Origin of the sequence: Thioalkalivibrio sp. ALJ16 (assembly GCF_000377345.1) — a bacterium.
Taxonomy (GTDB): domain Bacteria; phylum Pseudomonadota; class Gammaproteobacteria; order Ectothiorhodospirales; family Ectothiorhodospiraceae; genus Thioalkalivibrio.
This window is the reverse complement of record NZ_KB898042.1, coordinates 24340-41431: the sequence shown is the minus strand read 5'-3', so window position 1 is coordinate 41431 and position 17092 is coordinate 24340. Positions and strand designations below refer to the sequence as shown.

General features: G+C 66.8%; 19 protein-coding genes. 14 read left to right on the top strand and 5 right to left on the bottom strand.

Features of this window, described 5'->3' with window-relative positions:
• Window positions 1-106: 106 nt before the first annotated feature.
• Window positions 107-1345 (bottom strand): cyclopropane-fatty-acyl-phospholipid synthase family protein, encoded by a 1239-nt coding sequence (locus D000_RS0107070; protein WP_026279823.1) that lies wholly within the window; start codon window positions 1343-1345, stop codon window positions 107-109.
• A 273-nt stretch (window positions 1346-1618) separates the two neighbouring features.
• Here D000_RS0107070 and fnr point away from each other — a divergent pair, with 273 nt between their 5' ends.
• The 3 genes from fnr to D000_RS0107055 all read left to right on the top strand — a co-directional run bounded on the left by fnr (window position 1619) and on the right by D000_RS0107055 (window position 3457).
• On the top strand, window positions 1619-2350 hold the full coding sequence (gene fnr / locus D000_RS0107065; protein ID WP_018872836.1) for a fumarate/nitrate reduction transcriptional regulator Fnr: 732 nt from the start codon (window positions 1619-1621) through the stop codon (window positions 2348-2350).
• The gene (locus D000_RS0107060; protein WP_018872835.1) at window positions 2343-2816 is read left to right on the top strand and encodes a DUF2390 domain-containing protein; all 474 of its coding nucleotides are present in this window, start codon (window positions 2343-2345) and stop codon (window positions 2814-2816) included. The genes fnr and D000_RS0107060 overlap by 8 nt, the downstream gene beginning before the upstream one ends.
• 71 nt (window positions 2817-2887) lie before the next feature.
• Complete coding sequence (locus tag D000_RS0107055) at window positions 2888-3457, top strand: DUF2058 domain-containing protein (RefSeq protein ID WP_018872834.1); 570 nt, start codon at window positions 2888-2890, stop codon at window positions 3455-3457.
• Between the two features lie 24 nt (window positions 3458-3481).
• On the opposite strand, the gene D000_RS0107050 is transcribed toward D000_RS0107055, so the two are convergent.
• From D000_RS0107050 to apbC, 4 genes are all read right to left on the bottom strand, one after another.
• Window positions 3482-3709 (bottom strand): hypothetical protein, encoded by a 228-nt coding sequence (locus D000_RS0107050; protein WP_018872833.1) that lies wholly within the window; start codon window positions 3707-3709, stop codon window positions 3482-3484.
• 120 nt (window positions 3710-3829) lie between these two features.
• A complete protein-coding gene (locus D000_RS0107045; protein ID WP_018872832.1) occupies window positions 3830-4729 on the bottom strand; it encodes a carbamate kinase in 900 nt (299 codons plus the stop codon).
• 28 nt (window positions 4730-4757) lie between these two features.
• A complete protein-coding gene (dcd, locus tag D000_RS0107040; RefSeq protein ID WP_018872831.1) occupies window positions 4758-5324 on the bottom strand; it encodes a dCTP deaminase in 567 nt (188 codons plus the stop codon).
• A 31-nt stretch (window positions 5325-5355) separates the two neighbouring features.
• Window positions 5356-6447 (bottom strand): iron-sulfur cluster carrier protein ApbC, encoded by a 1092-nt coding sequence (apbC, locus tag D000_RS0107035; protein WP_018872830.1) that lies wholly within the window; start codon window positions 6445-6447, stop codon window positions 5356-5358.
• Window positions 6448-6901: 454 nt separating this feature from the next.
• Between apbC and metG the strand changes: the two genes are divergently transcribed.
• From metG to nth, 11 genes are all read left to right on the top strand, one after another.
• Window positions 6902-8938: a methionine--tRNA ligase gene (gene metG / locus D000_RS0107030; protein WP_018872829.1), complete on the top strand. Its 2037-nt coding sequence runs from the start codon at window positions 6902-6904 to the stop codon at window positions 8936-8938.
• A 104-nt stretch (window positions 8939-9042) separates the two neighbouring features.
• Window positions 9043-9663, top strand: coding sequence for a methylthioribulose 1-phosphate dehydratase (gene mtnB / locus D000_RS0107025; protein ID WP_018872828.1), 621 nt, complete (start codon window positions 9043-9045; stop codon window positions 9661-9663).
• Window positions 9660-10370 carry a hypothetical protein gene (locus tag D000_RS0107020; RefSeq protein ID WP_018872827.1) on the top strand — a complete coding sequence of 237 codons (711 nt, stop codon included), beginning with the start codon at window positions 9660-9662 and terminating at the stop codon, window positions 10368-10370. The genes mtnB and D000_RS0107020 overlap by 4 nt, the downstream gene beginning before the upstream one ends.
• Before the next feature lie 153 nt (window positions 10371-10523).
• Complete coding sequence (gene rsxA / locus D000_RS0107015; RefSeq protein ID WP_018872826.1) at window positions 10524-11102, top strand: electron transport complex subunit RsxA; 579 nt, start codon at window positions 10524-10526, stop codon at window positions 11100-11102.
• Window positions 11099-11683, top strand: a complete 585-nt coding sequence (gene rsxB / locus D000_RS0107010) for an electron transport complex subunit RsxB (RefSeq protein ID WP_018872825.1) — start codon at window positions 11099-11101, stop codon at window positions 11681-11683. The genes rsxA and rsxB overlap by 4 nt, the downstream gene beginning before the upstream one ends.
• Before the next feature lie 32 nt (window positions 11684-11715).
• Window positions 11716-13365 carry an electron transport complex subunit RsxC gene (gene rsxC / locus D000_RS0107005; RefSeq protein ID WP_018872824.1) on the top strand — a complete coding sequence of 550 codons (1650 nt, stop codon included), beginning with the start codon at window positions 11716-11718 and terminating at the stop codon, window positions 13363-13365.
• Window positions 13365-14426, top strand: coding sequence for an electron transport complex subunit RsxD (rsxD, locus tag D000_RS0107000; protein ID WP_018872823.1), 1062 nt, complete (start codon window positions 13365-13367; stop codon window positions 14424-14426). The genes rsxC and rsxD overlap by 1 nt, the downstream gene beginning before the upstream one ends.
• Window positions 14419-15105, top strand: coding sequence for an electron transport complex subunit RsxG (gene rsxG, locus D000_RS0106995; protein ID WP_018872822.1), 687 nt, complete (start codon window positions 14419-14421; stop codon window positions 15103-15105). Before rsxD ends, rsxG begins: the two co-directional genes overlap by 8 nt.
• Complete coding sequence (locus D000_RS0106990) at window positions 15102-15803, top strand: electron transport complex subunit E (protein WP_018872821.1); 702 nt, start codon at window positions 15102-15104, stop codon at window positions 15801-15803. The genes rsxG and D000_RS0106990 overlap by 4 nt, the downstream gene beginning before the upstream one ends.
• Before the next feature lie 105 nt (window positions 15804-15908).
• Complete coding sequence (locus tag D000_RS0106985) at window positions 15909-16346, top strand: hypothetical protein (RefSeq protein WP_018872820.1); 438 nt, start codon at window positions 15909-15911, stop codon at window positions 16344-16346.
• Between the two features lie 80 nt (window positions 16347-16426).
• Window positions 16427-17074, top strand: coding sequence for an endonuclease III (gene nth / locus D000_RS0106980; RefSeq protein WP_018872819.1), 648 nt, complete (start codon window positions 16427-16429; stop codon window positions 17072-17074).
• Window positions 17075-17092: the final 18 nt, after the last annotated feature.

Here is a 17092-nt window from a genome sequence, read left to right as displayed (position 1 = left end):
GCGGCGCCGATCGCGGCCCAGCCAAACCATACCCGGGTCCAACGGGCGCCCATTGTAGGGAAAACGCCCAACATTCGCCCGGGCCACCTGCGGTCCGGGGCAGCGGTCAGGCCGCGTCGCTTTGCCGCGCGCGGGACCTGGCCGGGGGCGTGGAGACGACCGCCGGGGCGTCTTCGCGGTAGAGATAATCGCGGGTCAGCGGTACCGCATCCTGCTGCTTGGCCATCTGCACATGGAAGACCACCTGCCCCCACCAGCGAAAGGTGCCCTCGCAGCTCGCCAGATAGAACTCCCACATACGGCAGAACTGCTGGTCGAAACGCTCGACGGCCTCGACCCGAACCTTCTGGAAGCGGCGATACCACTCCGCCAGAGTCTCCGCGTAGTGCAGGCGCCAGAACTCGATGTCCGTCGCATGCAGCGGCGTCGGCTCCAGCGCCGCCATCACCTCGGACAGCGCCGGGGTGTAGCCCCCGGGAAAGATATACTTGTTCAGCCAGGGATTCGGGGTACCCGGTGGCTCCTGGCGGCCGATGGTATGGAGCACCGCAACACCATCCGGTTTCAGAAGGTCGTGCACGCGCTGGAAGAACGTCCCGTAATTGGGCGTACCCACATGCTCGAACATCCCGACACTGACAATACGATCGTACTGGTCGTCGTGTTCGCGGTAGTCCTGGTAGAGAAACCGCACACGATCGTCGAGCCCGCGGCGCCGGGCCTCCTCGCGCGCCACCCGCAGCTGCTCGCGGGAGAGCGTCACGCCGTCCACCTGCACATCGGCATGCTCCGCCAGATGAAAGGCCAGACCGCCCCAGCCGCAGCCGATATCCAGCACGCGCATCCCTGGCTCCAGCAACAGCTTCTTGCGCAGCATCGCGCACTTGGCCTGCTGCGCATCTTCCAGCGTCATGTCCGGCCGCTCGAAGTAGGCACAACTGTAGAACATGCCCGAGTCCAGAAACTGGCGGTAAAGCCACTCGTCCACATCATAGTGGTGGGCAATGTTCCGGTAGCAGCGCGCCACCTTGTTACCCTGCTCGATGAGCGCGCGCAGCATGCGCACCGCCGGATTGACGCGCTGCCGGAACATCGGCGCGAAGTTGCGCATGGCCACATCGAGAAAGACCTGGAGCCCCTCCGGCCCCGGCGACCACAACCCGCGGATGTAGGTCTCCCCCAGCTGAAAGCCGGGATCGCGCGCAATCCTGCGCAGGGCAGACCGATCGTGCAGCACCATCGAGATCTCCGGGGCCCCGCTGCCAAACCGGGCCTCGCGACCATCTGGATAGCGCAGAACGAAGGTTCCGTGGTGCATGTACTTCTGCAGCAAGCGCTCGATCATCTTCACCCCTGACCTTGTTGTGACACGCGGCTCCTGCGCTCGGGCTAGCAGGGACGCGCACACGACACCTGCCTCCAAATTAGACCAAGTCCAATTATCAGATCAATCGATGCCCCCAGAGGAAGCCACTGCCGAACGCACTCGGTGTGCAGCCCAGGGGCGTGATGCCCATGCAAAACAGCCCTCCTCAAGGAAAGTAGCCCATTCCATCCGCGTGTGGCAGGGTCTTGAACACGCTTCCCCAAACGCCTTCAAAACGGCTACCCTGATCGCATGACGCTACGACCCACACAGGCCTGCCAGCACTGCACCCTGCGCCAGCTCTGCCTCCCTGTCGGACTGCCCCAGGACGAGCTCTGGCAGCTCGACCAGATCGTCCAGCAGCGCCGTCCGATTGCGAAGGGTGCGGCACTCTTCACCATGGGCGCCCCGTTCGATTCACTGTTCGCGGTCCGCACCGGCGCGCTGAAGACCGTGCTGATCTCCGACGACGGCACCGAACAGATCACGGGCTTCGCCCTCGCGGGCGATCTGCTCGGTCTGGATGCGATCCATTCCAGCACGCACCCGGTCAGTGCCATTGCGCTGGAGTCCACCAGCGTGTGCGCGGTCCCCTATTCGCATGTGGACGATCTCGCCGGCCGCCTGCCCACCTTCCGCCAGCACATGATGAGCGTGATGAGCCAGGAGCTGGCCCAGGATGAAAACCTGCATGTCCTGCTCGGCCAGCGCACCGCGGAACAGCGGCTGGCCACGTTCCTGATCACGCTGTCGGAGCGCCACCGCGCGCGCGGTCTGGCCGCCAACCGTTTCTGCCTGCCGATGTCGCGTGCCGACATCGCGAACCACCTGGGGCTGACCCAGGAGACCATCAGCCGCCTGTTCACGCAGCTGCGCAAACAGGGCGTGATCAGCCTGCATACCCGCGATCTCCAGATCCTGGCACCGGATCAGCTGCGTAACACCGCCGGGGTCACCATCACCTCCGCTGCGAGCAGTGCCTGAGGCCCGACCGGATCCGGGCGCGGATTTTGCGACCTTCCGGGCCAGCGCCGAACAGCACTGGGCCCAGCCCGCGGCACGCCAGCGCCTGTTGCACTGGCAGGATCACTACGGGGTCGACGTCATACTGGTCCTGTTCGCCCTGTGGTATCCGCACCCGCTGACCGCCCGGCAGTGGACCGCACTTGCCGCCAGCGCGAGCGCCTGGCAGACCGCCGTGACCACCCGCGTGCGGGCCGTGCGGCGCGCCTTGCGCACCCCGGAACGCCACGACCTCTATCGCGCCCTGCTTGACCTGGAGCTGCAGGCCGAGCATCTGGGCGGACGCCGCCTCCTGCGTGCGGCCCGTCAGGCCTCGGCGCCGACGACGCCCGCCGCGGTGGACACGACGCGGCGCCTGCAGACCCTCTTCCCGCAGCTGCCCGCCGCCGAGATCCGCGACGGGCTGCGCGATCTGGCCCGCGCCTGACTCGGCGCGGCTGCACGCCGGGGGCATTCCGGCTATCCTGCCCCGCACACTGACCGCACACGGCTGGATTCATGTCGGATGATCTGCGCAGCCAGCTCCTGAAAACGGGGCTGGTAGACGAAAAACAGGTTCGCAAGGCCAAGGCGCAAAAGCACAAGGCGCGCAAGGGAAACACGAAGAAGAAGCAGGACCGTCAGGCACCTGCCGAACCCGGCGTGGCCGAGGCCCGCCGCGCGGAACAGGCGGAGCGTTCGCGGCAGAAGAATCGCGAGCAGCAGGAGCGCGCCGAACGCCGCGCCCGTCACGCCCAGATCCGGGAACTGGTCACGACCCATCTGGCGCCGATTCCCACCGGCGATGCCGCGCTGGACTATCACTTCGAGCAAGGCGGGCAGATCCGCCATATCCCGGTCACCGCGGATCTGCAGAAGCGCCTGGCCGACGGCCGCGCCGCGATCGCCGGTCTGGACATCCGCCCGGAAAAGGGCTTTCGGGTCATCCCGCGGGAAACCGCGGACCGCATCCGCGAGCGCGATCCGGAATGGCCGCTGGTCATACCGGCCGAGACCGAGGCCAGCCCGGCGCCCGACCCGGACGACCCCTACAAGGACTACGTGGTGCCCGACGACCTCATGTGGTGATGCGCCGGGACGGTGGGACCGAGTTCAGTCCGTCACGCGTTTCACGTCCGCCGCCGGCATCCCGCCCTGCTGCGGGCGTCGAGCCTCGTCGCTGCCACTCATGTCCTGCGGCGTGATGCCTCCCTGCTCGAGCCCCTGCATGCCTTCCACGCGCTCGTCCGACTCCACACTGCCGCCGCCACACCCCAGGGCCAGCAGGCCCACGGCCGTAAGCCCGATGACCAGGGGGGCTGCTCGCTGAATCTCTCGCATTGATACCGCTCTCGAATCGATTGTGATGGCCACAAGCCTGCAATCTCGTGCCTGCGCACGCAAGCACGCGCGCTCGACCAAAGGCCTTCACAAGCCCGGCCGGACTGCATCACCAGCACTTCAGGCCAGCGGCTGGATGCGCGTCCCCGCCTGCCCATCCAGGATCGCCGCGGCATCCTCCAGCGCGCCGATCCCGGTGCGGATGCCTGCCTGCGCGGCGCGGCGTGCGGCCTCCATCTTCGGCCCCATCGAACCGGCCGGATACATCGCGGGCTCCACGGCCGTCGCCAGCAGCGCCTTCAGGCGCCGCGCCCGGGGCGTCCCCCAGTCGAGGTAGACGCCATCGACATCGGTCAGCAGCAACAGCCAGTCTGCCGCCAGATGCTCGGCCAGGCGGGCGGCGGTCAGGTCCTTGTCCACTACCGCCTCAATCCCACGCAGGCGGCCATCGCCATCACGCACGACGGGAACCCCGCCACCGCCGGCACAGATCGCGACCGTGCCACTGGCCACCAGGGTCGACACAGCCCCCATGCCGAGCAGGCGCTGTGGCTCCGGCGAGGGCACGACCCGCCGCCAGCCGTCGCCATCCGGGGCAACCGCCCAGCCGCGCTCACGGGCCAGCGCGCGCGCACGGGCCTCGTTCCAGGTGGGGCCAATAAACTTCTCGGGGCGCTCGAAGGCCGGGTCTGCCGGGTCGATCTCGGTCTGGGTCAGCAGGCTCGCCACCCGATCATGACCCAGCGCGTTGTGCAGCTCGCGCGCCAGGATGTAGCCAATCATGCCGTGGCTCTCGGCACCGACCACATCCAGCGGCCAGGCGATGCGGTCGCACTCCGCCTGGTTCGCGAGCAGCCCCACCTGCGGGCCATTGCCATGAGTCACGACCACCTCGTGTTCACGAGCCACGGCCGCGATGGCCGCGGCCGCCCGCTGCGCGTTACGCTCCTGGGCCTCGGCCGAGGGCGCCTCGCCGCGTTGCAGCAGGGCATTTCCGCCCAGCGCGATCACGATGCGCATGGGACCTCCAGGGGGCAGGGCGAGGGGCTCAGGTGCGCGGCAGGGTGACGCCGCGCTGGCCCTGATATTTGCCGCCGCGATCCTTGTAGGAGGTCTCGCAGACCTCGTCGGACTGCAGGAACAGCATCTGCGCCACGCCCTCGTTGGCGTAGATCTTGGCGGGCAGCGGCGTGGTGTTGGAAAACTCCAGCGTCACGTGGCCCTCCCACTCGGGTTCCAGCGGGGTCACGTTGACGATGATGCCGCAGCGGGCATAGGTCGACTTGCCCAGGCAGATCGTAAGCACGTCGCGCGGGATGCGGAAATACTCGACCGTGTGGGCCAGCGCGAACGAATTCGGCGGGATGATGCAGACGTCGGAGTGCACGTCCACAAAGCTGCCCTCGTCGAAACCCTTGGGGTCGACGATGCTGGAGTTGATGTTGGTGAAGATCTTGAAGTGTTCCGAACAGCGCACGTCATAGCCGTAGCTGGACGTGCCGTAGGACACGATCTTGTGCCCCTCGCGCTGTCGGACCTGACCCGGTTCGAAGGGCTCGATCATGCCCTGGGTCGCGGCCATCTCCCGGATCCAGCGGTCCGACTTGATGCTCATCTGCCCTGTCCCTGGCCGGCTGCGTGCCGGATTAGTTGTTCTGGATGACGATGTTGGGGAACTTGCTGCTGTAGTCCCGGGACTGCTCCGCCAGCTTGGCACCGGTACGGCGCGCGATCTCGCGGTAGATCTCGGTAATGCGGCCGTCGGGGTTCGCGACCACAGTCGGCTCGCCACTGTCGGCCTGTTCACGGATGCGGATGTCCAGCGGCAGCGCGCCCAGCATGTCCACACCATACTCCTCGGCCATGTTCTCCGCGCCACCCTGGCCGAAGATGAACTCCTCGTGGCCACACTTCGAGCAGATATGGATGCTCATGTTCTCGATGATGCCCAGGACCGGCACCTCGACCTTCTCGAACATGCGCAGGCCCTTGCGCGCATCCAGCAGCGCGATGTCCTGCGGGGTGGTCACGATGACCGCACCGGAGACCGGGATCTTCTGTGACAGGGTCAGCTGGATGTCCCCGGTGCCCGGCGGCAGGTCGATGATCAGGTAGTCCAGATCCTTCCAGTTGGTCTCGTTCAGCAGCTGTTCCAGCGCCTGCGTCACCATCGGGCCACGCCAGATCATCGGCGTGTCCTCGTCGATCAGGAAGCCGATGGACATGGCCTGCACACCGTGGCGCTCCAGCGGTTCCATGGTCTTGCCGTCCTTGGACTCCGGCTTGTCCTTGATGCCCAGCATGCGCGGCTGGCTGGGGCCGTAGATATCGGCATCGAGAATGCCGACCTGCGCGCCTTCGGCGGCCAGGCCCAGGGCCAGATTCACCGCGGTGGTCGACTTGCCCACACCGCCCTTGCCCGAGGCCACGGCAATGATGTTCTTGATACCGGACATCGGCTTCAGGCTCTTCTGCACCGCATGGGTGGTGACCTTAGTAGCGATCGTGACCTCGGAAGACTCCAGGCCCGGCACAGCTGCGAGGGCACCCTGAATCGCCGCCCTCAGCTCGTCGTGGTAGCCCGCGGCGGAGTACCCCATCTGGATCTCGATCACCGCCCGGGCGCCGTCCACACGGATATCGCGGACCGCGCCGGCGGCTACCAGGTCCTGTTCGAGGTACTTGTCCTGAACGGTCTTCAGGGCGTTTTCGATCTGCTCGCGGGAGAGTTCGGCCATGGCGTTCGTGGCATCCGGTAGAAGTGATGATCGCGCGATTCTACTGGCCACACCGCGGGACGCCAATGGCACCACGCTCCGCCTGTACTTTCTCCCTGCCCTCGAGGGGGGCTGCACCCCCTTCTGTCAACCCCCCCGAGAGGCGTTTTATGCACAATCCCTGTGCAACCAGCGGGAAACACCCAAGATAGCGGAATAAGCATACAATCCGCCGCACATAGTCAACACAAATGACTGTTTTTATGTTACTTGTTGGGGTTGGTCGATTTTTAACCAATTTGTCACCTGCCCTTATGCAGCAAGGGCTGGCGCGAGATTCCACCGGGTTTCCCACAGACTTATCCACAGGTTCTGTGGACAAGATGCCGAAGCCCTTGACGCGCCTCGACAAGGCGGCAGGCACACCGGACAATAGCGACCCCGCGAACCGGACCCAGCCCCAAGGCCCCCGAACATGACCGACACCCCGCGCAAGATCCTCGTCACCAGCGCCCTGCCCTATGCCAACGGCCCGATCCACCTGGGCCACATGGTCGAATACATCCAGACCGACATCTGGGTGCGCTTCCAGCGTGCGCGCGGCCACGAGGTCATCTACGTCTGCGCGGATGACGCCCACGGCACGCCGATCATGCTGAAGGCCCGCGCCGAGGGTATCGAGCCCGAGGAGCTGATCGCGCGGGTGCGACAGGAACACGAGGCCGACTTCCGCGAGTTCCTGGTCGGCTTCGACCACTACCACTCGACCCACTCGGACGAGAACCGCGAGCTCGCCGCCCACATCTACACCGCGCTGCGCGACGCCGGGCACATCGAGACGCGCACCATCGACCAGGCCTATGATCCCGAGGCCGGGATGTTCCTGCCCGACCGCTTCATCAAGGGCACCTGCCCGAGATGCGGTGCCGAGGAGCAGTACGGCGACTCCTGCGAGGCCTGCGGTGCCACCTACAGCCCGCTGGACCTGAAAGATCCGGTCTCCGCGATCAGCGGCGCCCGTCCCGAGTCGCGTCAGTCCGAGCACTACTTCTTCAAACTCGGCGACTTCGAGGCCTTCCTGCGCGAATGGACCGGCTCCGGCCGCCTGCAGGATGCGATCCGCAACAAGCTGGACGAATGGTTCGACGCCGGCCTGACCGACTGGGACATCTCGCGCGACGCCCCCTACTTCGGCTTCGAGATCCCCGATGCCCCGGGCAAGTACTTCTACGTCTGGCTGGACGCGCCCATCGGCTACATGGCGAGCTTCCGCGCCTACGCCGAGCGGCAGGGACTGGACTTCGACGCCTGGTGGGGCGCGGATTCCGATGCCGAGCTGTATCACTTCATCGGCAAGGACATCGCGTATTTCCATACGCTGTTCTGGCCGGCGATGTTGCACGGCGCGGGCTTTCGCACGCCCAACGCGGTGTTCTGCCACGGCTTCCTGACCGTCAACGGCCAGAAGATGTCCAAGTCGCGCGGGACCTTCATCCGCGCCCGCGACTACCTGGACCACCTGAACCCCGAATCCCTGCGCTACTACCTCGCCGCCAAGCTGGGCGCCGGGGTCGACGACCTCGACCTCAACCTGGACGACTTCGTCCAGCGCGTGAACTCCGACCTGGTCGGCAAGCTGGTGAACATCGCCAGCCGCTGCGCCGGCTTCATCACCAAGCGCTCGAACGGCGAGCTGGCGGCCGAGCTGCCGCGCCCGGACCTGCACGAGGCCTTCGTGGCCGAGGGCGAGGCCATCGCGGCCGCGTTCGAGAACCGCGAATACGCCCAGGCCATCCGCCGCATCATGGCGCTGGCCGATCAGGCCAACCAGTACATCGACGAGGCCCAGCCCTGGGTACTGGCGAAGCAGGAAGGCCGCGAGGCCGAGGTCCAGGCCATCTCCACCCAGGGGCTGGACCTGTTCCGCATCCTGATCGTCTACCTCGCCCCGGTGCTGCCGCGACTGGCGGCCGACGCCGCGGCCTTCCTCCGGCTGGACAGCCTGGCCTGGGACACGCGCGTGCCGCTGGTCGGGCGCTCGATCGAAAAGTTCAAGCCGCTGATGACCCGCATCGAGGGCGAGACCGTCGACAAGCTTCTGGAGGCCTCGAAGGCCACCCTGGCCGCTTCCGAGCCTGAAGCGGGCGCAAGCGCCGAAGCACAGCCCGACGTGGACCCCATCGCCGAGACCATCGACTTCGACACCTTCGCAAAGGTGGACCTGCGCATCGCGCGCATCGCCAGTGCCGAGCATGTGGAAGGCGCCGACAAGCTGTTGAAGCTCACCCTCGACATCGGTTCGGAGACGCGCCAGGTGTTCGCCGGGATCAAGTCCGCCTACGCCCCGGAGGACCTGGTCGGCCGTCACACCGTGATGGTCGCCAACCTCGCGCCGCGCAAGATGCGCTTCGGCGTCTCCGAGGGCATGGTCCTGGCAGCCGGCCCCGGCGGTTCGGAGCTGTACATCCTGAACCCGGACGACGGTGCCCGCCCCGGCATGCGCGTGAAGTAATGGCGCACCCCTGCGACACGATTGTTCTGGACGAACCGACGCCGGCCATGGATTTGCGCCCCATGCTCGCGTAAGCTGCCGCTCTTTTGCCGACCCCCGGACGCATGGAACAAAGCCCCGAATTCAAAGCGCAGGTCCGCCTGCTGGCCGAAGCCGGACGCGAACTCGCAGACCGCGGCTGGCTCCCCGCGCGCACCGGGCACTTCTCCGCACGGCTGGACGATCAGCACATCGCGATCACGGCCACGGGGCGCAGCAAGGACCTGCTCGACGCGCACGACTTCATTGTGGTCGACCTCGACGGCCACCTGGTCGCCGGCAGCGGCGAGCCCGGCCCCGAGACCTTCCTGCACATCATCATGTATCGCCGCGACAGCCGCCTGGGCGCGGTCCTGCACACACACAGCGTGCACGGTACGGTGCTGTCGCGCGAAACCCGCGGCACGCTCTTGCTGCGCGACTACGAGGTGCTGCGCGAACTCCCCGGCTGCCAGCATCCCAGCCGCGGCCTTCAGATCCCGGTCTTTGCCAACGAGCCCGACATGCAGCAGCTCGCGGCCCGCGTGGACGCGGCGATGGACCGCAACCCGGAACTGCCCGGATACCTGATCAGCGGTCACGGTCTCTACACCTGGGGCCAGACCGTGGAGCTCGCCATGCAACGCACCGAGGCCTTCGAGTTCATGTTCGAATGCGAGACGCTGGCACGCCAGCTGCCCCAATGAGCCCGGCCGCCGACTCCGTGCCCGCACCCCAGGCGATCATCCTGGCCTTCGAGGGTGTTCTCGCGCCGTCCGGCGTGCTGCGCGAGACCCTTGAGCCACATGCCCTGGAGGCCCTGCCCGGCTTTCTCGACCGCCACGCGGAGTCCACCGCCGTACAGCGCACCCTGGCCGACATCCTCGCCTACTCCGGGCGCGAACTGGACGTGGACGGGCTGCTGGCCCAGATCCGTGCCTGGATTCGCGGTGGCCAGGACATCACCCCGGTTCGCCAGCTGCAGGGCATGGTCTGGGCCGACGCGCTGGAGGCCGGCGATCTGCAACCGGAACTGTCCGAGGCGACTGCCGATGCCGTCCGGTGCCTTCACCAGGCCGGTATCGCCCTGTACAGCTTCGGTGCGACCCCGGCCCCGGTGCAGCGCGACTGGCTACGTCACGGCCCGCATCCTGAGGTCGAGCAGTGCCTGTCCGGGCTGTTCGACACCCGCATTGGCGGGCGCCGGGACGCGGGCAGCTACCGCCGCCTGGCCGAAGAGATCGGGCGCGCACCGGAGACCGTGCTGGTCCTGTCCACGCGCGCCGACGAGCTGGACGCCGCGCACCAGGCCTGGCTGCTGACCGCGCGGCCGGAACCCGACCCGCAGGGCACAACTACGCACCCGCTGCGCCCGCTGAGCTCGCTGATCCCCGCAAGGCCTGCCCAGAGCTGAAGCCCGGCCTGTACGGGGCCGAGCGGCGGGACCCGCGCGAGCCCGATAAAGGCCATGTCCGCGAAATCCACGGGGTTGAGTCCGCCATACCGCTCCCGGATACTGTTTTGTTGACCTGACAACTCGGAATTAACCCGAACACTTGGAACGAACGTGGAATACGTCCTGATCCTCATCAGTACGATCCTCGTGAACAACTTCGTACTGGTGAAGTTTCTGGGCCTGTGCCCGTTCATGGGGGTCTCGCGCAAGGTCGAGACGGCCACCGGCATGGGCCTGGCCACGACCTTCGTGCTGACGTTGTCCGCCGTCAGTTCCTACGTGATCAATGAATACCTGCTGACCCCGCTCGGGCTGGAATACCTGCGCACCATCGCCTTCATCCTGGTGATCGCGGCGGTGGTGCAGTTCACCGAGCTGGTGGTGCGGAAGACCTCGCCCCTGCTCTACAACGTGCTGGGGATCTTCCTGCCGCTGATCACCACCAACTGCGCGGTGCTGGGCGTGGCCCTGCTGAACGTCCAGGAGGCGCACAACTTCGTCGAATCCGCGCTCTACGGCTTCGGCGCCGCGGTCGGCTTCTCGCTGGTCCTGATCCTGTTCTCCGCGATCCGCGAGCGCATCGCGGTGGCCGATGTCCCGGTCATGTTCCGCGGCAGCGCGATCGCGATGATCACCGCCGGGCTGATGTCGCTGGCGTTCATGGGCTTTTCCGGGCTGGTGCGGCTGTGAGCGTCGTCTACGCCATCCTCGCCATCGGCGGCCTGGCCGCGACCTTCGGGCTGATCCTCGGCTTTGCCGCGCAGCGCTTCCGGGTCGAGGCCGATCCGGTCGTCGATCAGATCGATGCGCTGCTGCCACAGACCCAGTGCGGCCAGTGCTCCTACCCTGGCTGCCGGCCCTATGCCGAGGCCATCGCCGCCGGCGAGGCGGACATCAACCGCTGCCCCCCGGGCGGCCAGGCCACGGTACAGGCCCTGGCCGACCTGCTCGATCGCGAGCCCACCCCGCTGGAGGAAGAGGAACAGGAAAAGGCCGTCGCCATCATCGACGAGAACCTGTGCATCGGCTGCACCCTGTGCATCCAGGCCTGCCCGGTGGATGCGATCCTCGGCGCGGCCAAGCAGATGCACACCGTGATCGAGGAGGAGTGCACCGGCTGCGAGCTGTGCATCGAACCCTGCCCGGTGGACTGTATCGATATGGTCCCGATCCAGGCCGACATCACCGAATGGCGCTGGGCGGAACCGGCACCCTCGCCGATCGAGCGCCCCATTCACACCATCGCGGACGGTTCGCGGGCTTCCGACTGAGTCGGATGCGCGCGAACCGTTAGAATACGCTTATGCACCTGCACCGCTTCCACGGGGGCTTGAAACTGCCCGACGAAACCGCGGCCAGCACCGCCGATCCGGTGCTGGTCATGGGCGTGCCGTCGCGGCTGACGGTACCGCTGGGGCAGCACATCGGCGAAGCGGCAGAACCCTGCGTGCAGGTCGGGGACCACGTCACCAAGGGCCAGCGCATCGGCCAGTCCAAGGGCTACATCGCCGCCCACGTGCATGCCCCGACCTCCGGCGAGATCATCGACATCGACCTCTACCCGGTACCGCACCCCTCCGGGCTCAACGCCCCCTGCGTAGTAATCCAGGCGGATGGACGCGACGAATGGGGCGACACCCGCATGGAGCCCTGGCTGGACTGGGATACCCGCGACCTGCGCAAGCTGCGGCAACGGGTGCGCGACGGCGGTATCGTCGGGCTCGGTGGCGCCGCGTTCCCCACCGCGGTCAAGCTGAATCCGCGCGCCGGGCAGCGCATCCACACGCTGATCGTGAATGGCGCCGAGTGCGAGCCGTACATCAGCGCCGACGACATGCTGCTGCGCACCGCGCCAGAGGCGGTTTTCGAGGGCATCCGCATCGTCGCGCATCTGCTGCAGGTGGAGCGGGTGCTGTTCGCCGTCGAGGACAACATGCCCGAGGCCATGCGCACCCTGACCGAGACGCTGCCCGAAGAGCTGCGCGGCTGGCTGCAGTTGGTATCGGTCCCCGCGATCTACCCCACCGGCGGCGAACGCCAGCTGATCAAGGTACTGACCGGCCAGGAGGTCCCCAGTGGTGGCCTGCCGGCCGACATCGGCATGGTCTGCCACAACCCGGGGACCTTTCGGGCGATCTGCGACGTCGTCATCCAGGGCCGCCCCCTGGTCTCGCGCATCGTGACCGTCACAGGCCCCGGCGTGCGCCAGCCGCGCAATGTGGAGGCCCTGATCGGTACACCATTCGCGGACGTGATCGCGGCGGCCGGCGGCTATGCCGACGATGTCGACCGGCTGGTCATGGGCGGCCCGATGATGGGCTTCGCGGTGCATGACGACGCCATCCCGGTCATCAAGGCCACCAACTGCCTGCTCGCCACACGCCCGCAGGACACCCCGCCGCCCGGCCCCCTGATGCCCTGCATCCGCTGCGGCGAGTGCGCGGCGGTCTGCCCCGCCCAGCTGCTGCCGCAGCAGCTCTACTGGCAGGCGAAGGCCAAGGACTTCGACGCCATCCAGGACTACGGGCTGTTCGACTGCATCGAGTGCGGCTGCTGCGCCCATGTCTGCCCCAGCAACATCCCGCTGGTGCAGTACTACCGCTACGCCAAGAACGAGATCTGGGCACGCGAAAAGGAACGCCAGAAGTCGGATATCGCGCGCGACCGCTACGAGTTCCGCCAGGAACGGATCGAACGCGAGGAGCGCGAGAAGGCCGAACGCATGGCCAGGAAGAAGGCGGCCGTGAAGAAAAAGGCCGCGGATGGTGAGGGCGACAGCGACAAGCAGGCCGCCATTCAGGCGGCACTGGAACGTGCACGCGCGAAAAAGGCGGCGCGTGCGGCCGAGAAACAGGGTGGCGAGCCCACCGCAACCGCCCCTTCCGGGGACGCCGACCCCGGCGCGACGAAGCCGTCCAGTGCGGATACGCCCCATGACGGAGACGCACGCTGATGCGTTTTCGCACCGAATCTTCCCCGCACATGATCCCGGCCCACTCGGTGAGCGGGGTCATGCAGCAGGTGCTGATGGCGCTGGTGCCCGGCACCCTGGCCATGACCTGGTTCTTCGGCTGGGGCGTACTGGTCAACGTGCTGCTGGGCGTGCTGTTCGCGGTGGCCTTCGAGGCGGCCATGGTCGCCGCGCGCAAGCGCCCCGTGATGCCAACCCTGGCAGACAACTCCGCGATCGTCACCGGCTGGCTGTTTGCGCTGGCGATCCCGCCACTGGCACCGTTCTGGGTCACGTTGATCGGCATCGCCTTTGCGATCATCGTCGCCAAGCACCTCTACGGCGGCCTCGGCTACAACCCATTCAACCCGGCAATGGTCGGCTACGTAGTCGTGCTGGTCTCGTTCCCGCGCGAGATGGCACTGTGGCCCGCCCCGGATACCCTGCCGGAGTCCCCGCTGACCCTGCTGCAGACCCTGCAGACGGTGCTGACCGGCAGCCTCCCGGGCGCCCAGGAGTGGGACGCCGTCACCCGCGCAACCCCACTGGATGCGATGCGCGAGGGCCTGGTATCCGGGCGAACGGTGGGTGAGATCACCGCCAGCCCGCTATTCGGCAGCTTCACCGAGACGGGCTGGGAATGGATCGGTAACTTCTTCCTGCTGGGCGGGCTGTACCTGCTGTTCCGGCGCATCATCCACTGGCACATCCCGGTGGCGGTGATCCTGGGCGTCGCCGTGCCGGCCGGCTTTTTCTGGATGCTCGATCCGGGCTCCTACGCCTCCCCGGCTTTCCACGTGTTTTCCGGTGCGGTGATTATCGGCGCCTTCTTCATCGCCACCGATCCGGTCTCCGCCTCGACCACCCCACTGGGACGCATCCTGTACGGCGCGGGCATTGGGGTCCTGATCTTCGTGATCCGCACCTGGGGCGGCTATCCGGATGCGGTCGCCTTCGCCGTGCTGCTGATGAATATGGTCGCCCCGACCCTGGACCATCTGACCCGGCCCCGCATCTTCGGACGCACCCGCGGCGGGCCACCGCCGGGGGGCGGTCATGCCTGAACTGAGCGCACGCAACATCCTGATCGCGATGCTCCTGCTGGCCGGGTTTGCCGGCGCTGGCGCGGGCCTGGTCGCGCTGGTCCAGGAAGGGACCGAGGCCCGCATCGCGGAGAACCGTATGCAGGTCAACCGCAACCGCATCGCCGAACTGACCGGTGACCTGGCCTACGCCAACGATCCAGTGCACGACACCACCGACCTGAGCCACGAACTGCTGGGGGGCAACCACCTGCCGGCCTGGTTTGCCCGCGACCGGGACGACGCGGTCATGGGCATCGTGTTTTCCGCGGTGGCCCCGGACGGCTACAGTGGCAACATCCATCTGCTGGTCGGCGTGGACCGCAACGGCGAGCTGCTGGGCGTGCGCGTATCCAGCCACCGCGAAACGCCGGGGCTGGGGGACGCAATCGAGGCGGAACGCTCCAGCTGGATCCATGCCTTCGACGGTCGCTCCCTCGGCGATCCCCCGCCCGACCAGTGGGCCGTGCGCCGCGATGGCGGCGTGTTCGACCAGTTCACCGGAGCCACCATCACCCCGCGTGCGGTGGTTCGCGCCGTGCGCCGCACGCTGGAATACTTCGACGAACACCGCGACGACCTGCTGTCCGCAACACCGGAAGACGAAGCCTCCCTGGTCGAGCCGGTCCCGACACCGGACACGGACGAGGAACAGCCATGAACCCGACCCTGACCGACATCATTCGCGACGGCCTGTGGCACAACAACCCCGGCCTGGTGCAGCTGCTCGGGCTGTGCCCGCTGCTGGCGATCTCCGGCACTATGGTCAACGCGATCGGACTCGGCATCGCGACCACCCTGACCCTGCTGCTGTCCAATGTCCTCGTTTCGCTGATCCGTAACCATGCGCGTCCGGAGATCCGCATCCCGGTGTACGTGCTGATCATCGCCTCCATCGTGACTGCGATCGAGCTGGCGATGAATGCCTGGTTCCACGGCCTGTACCTGATCCTCGGCATCTTCATTCCGCTGATCGTCACCAACTGCGCCATCATCGGGCGCGCCGAGGCCTTCGCCTCGCGCAACTCGGTCCCGCGCGCGGCGCTGGACGGCCTGATGATGGGGCTGGGCTTCACCGGCGTCCTGATCGCGCTCGGCGCGCTGCGCGAAATCCTCGGCCAGGGCACGCTGATGGCCAATGCCCACCTGCTGTTCGGCAGCTGGGGCCATAACCTCACCCTGCAGTTCTACCCCTCCGAACACGGCTTCCTGCTGGCCCTTCTGCCCCCCGGGGCATTCATGGCCATGGGCCTGCTGATCGCCGCGAAAAACTGGATCGACCACCAGTTCGAGCCGGAGCCGAGCGCCAGCCACGACGAGAGCACTGCCGAATCAAGCACCGCCCCGGACAACGCCTGAACCAGGCCGGCCTTGATTCCTGGCCATCACCCGGTAAACTTCCGGCGCCACGAATTCCATATACCGGGGCCCGCCCCGGCAATCCCAACCTCTCAGGAGATAGGCATGGCTGGACATTTCCCGTTTGCTGGCAAGCGCGGTACGCGCTACGGCCTCGCCCCGCGCGGCACCATCGCCGCCTTTTTCGAGAACCACGGGTTCAACGACGAACTGCAGGAGAAGTACTACAAGTGGTGGTACGACTGGGCCAAGGACTTCGTTGAAAAGGACAGCGACCTGTCCTACACCATGATCCGCAAGTTCGACAGCTACCCGATGGGCACCCACGCCCATCACGCGTTCCACCTGAACGACAAGTACTGGCCCGTCTGCCTGGACGAGCTGGGTTCGTTCATCCGCGACGTGATCTTCCCCAAGCTGGACGAAAAGGCCATGCACGAGGTGGAAGAGAAGCACAGCAAGCTGCTGAAGGACCTGGAGAAGGAAGCCGAGTCCAACCCGCGCGAAGCGGCCCCGGACGTCGGCCTGTTCCGGCACCTCTGACCGGCAGCCTCGTCGCAGCATCCGGCCCCGCCCTGCGGGGCCGTTTTGTTTAGGCAAACACCAACCAATGTACACACTCGATGAACGCCGCCAAGCGTGAAGCCATCTTCGAGCGCCTGAAGGCGGCGAACCCCGAGCCGACCACCGAGCTCGAGTACGACACCCCCTTCGAGCTGCTGATCGCGGTCATCCTGTCGGCCCAGGCCACGGATGTCGGCGTGAACAAGGCCACCCGCCGCCTCTACCCCGCCGCCAACACGCCCGAGGCGATCCTCGCGCTGGGGCTGGACGGGTTAAAGGAACACATCAAGACCATCGGCCTGTACAACGCCAAGGCCGAGAACGTGATCAAGACCTGCCGCATCCTGGTCGACCAGCACGGCGGCGAAGTCCCGCGCGACCGCAAGTCGCTCGAGGCCCTGCCGGGGGTGGGCCGCAAGACCGCGAACGTCGTCCTGAATACCGCCTTCGGCGTACCCACCATCGCGGTGGACACCCACATCTTCCGGGTCGCCAACCGCACCGGACTGGCGCCCGGCAAGAACGTGCTGGAGGTCGAGAAGCGGCTGATGCGGCTGACGCCAAAGCCCTATTTGCAGGACGCCCACCACTGGCTGATCCTGCACGGACGCTATGTCTGCAAGGCGCGCAAGCCCGAATGCTGGCGCTGTCCGATCGAGGACCTGTGCGAATACAAGGCGAAGACGCCGCCACCCATCGGCGCCTGACCACCCCCATACCTTCGA

What these genes read in the sequence shown, in the direction of transcription:
- D000_RS0107070 (WP_026279823.1), bottom strand. Translation starts at nt 1,345, where the DNA reads ATGATCGAGCGCTTGCTGCAGAAGTACATGCACCACGGAACCTTCGTT.
- nth (WP_018872819.1), top strand. Translation starts at nt 16,427, where the DNA reads ATGAACGCCGCCAAGCGTGAAGCCATCTTCGAGCGCCTGAAGGCGGCG.
- D000_RS0107050 (WP_018872833.1), bottom strand. Translation starts at nt 3,709, where the DNA reads ATGCGAGAGATTCAGCGAGCAGCCCCCCTGGTCATCGGGCTTACGGCC.
- dcd (WP_018872831.1), bottom strand. Translation starts at nt 5,324, where the DNA reads ATGAGCATCAAGTCGGACCGCTGGATCCGGGAGATGGCCGCGACCCAG.
- D000_RS0107045 (WP_018872832.1), bottom strand. Translation starts at nt 4,729, where the DNA reads ATGCGCATCGTGATCGCGCTGGGCGGAAATGCCCTGCTGCAACGCGGC.
- mtnB (WP_018872828.1), top strand. Translation starts at nt 9,043, where the DNA reads ATGGAACAAAGCCCCGAATTCAAAGCGCAGGTCCGCCTGCTGGCCGAA.
- apbC (WP_018872830.1), bottom strand. Translation starts at nt 6,447, where the DNA reads ATGGCCGAACTCTCCCGCGAGCAGATCGAAAACGCCCTGAAGACCGTT.
- D000_RS0106985 (WP_018872820.1), top strand. Translation starts at nt 15,909, where the DNA reads ATGGCTGGACATTTCCCGTTTGCTGGCAAGCGCGGTACGCGCTACGGC.
- D000_RS0106990 (WP_018872821.1), top strand. Translation starts at nt 15,102, where the DNA reads ATGAACCCGACCCTGACCGACATCATTCGCGACGGCCTGTGGCACAAC.
- rsxG (WP_018872822.1), top strand. Translation starts at nt 14,419, where the DNA reads ATGCCTGAACTGAGCGCACGCAACATCCTGATCGCGATGCTCCTGCTG.
- rsxD (WP_018872823.1), top strand. Translation starts at nt 13,365, where the DNA reads ATGCGTTTTCGCACCGAATCTTCCCCGCACATGATCCCGGCCCACTCG.
- fnr (WP_018872836.1), top strand. Translation starts at nt 1,619, where the DNA reads ATGACGCTACGACCCACACAGGCCTGCCAGCACTGCACCCTGCGCCAG.
- metG (WP_018872829.1), top strand. Translation starts at nt 6,902, where the DNA reads ATGACCGACACCCCGCGCAAGATCCTCGTCACCAGCGCCCTGCCCTAT.
- D000_RS0107055 (WP_018872834.1), top strand. Translation starts at nt 2,888, where the DNA reads ATGTCGGATGATCTGCGCAGCCAGCTCCTGAAAACGGGGCTGGTAGAC.
- rsxC (WP_018872824.1), top strand. Translation starts at nt 11,716, where the DNA reads ATGCACCTGCACCGCTTCCACGGGGGCTTGAAACTGCCCGACGAAACC.
- D000_RS0107020 (WP_018872827.1), top strand. Translation starts at nt 9,660, where the DNA reads ATGAGCCCGGCCGCCGACTCCGTGCCCGCACCCCAGGCGATCATCCTG.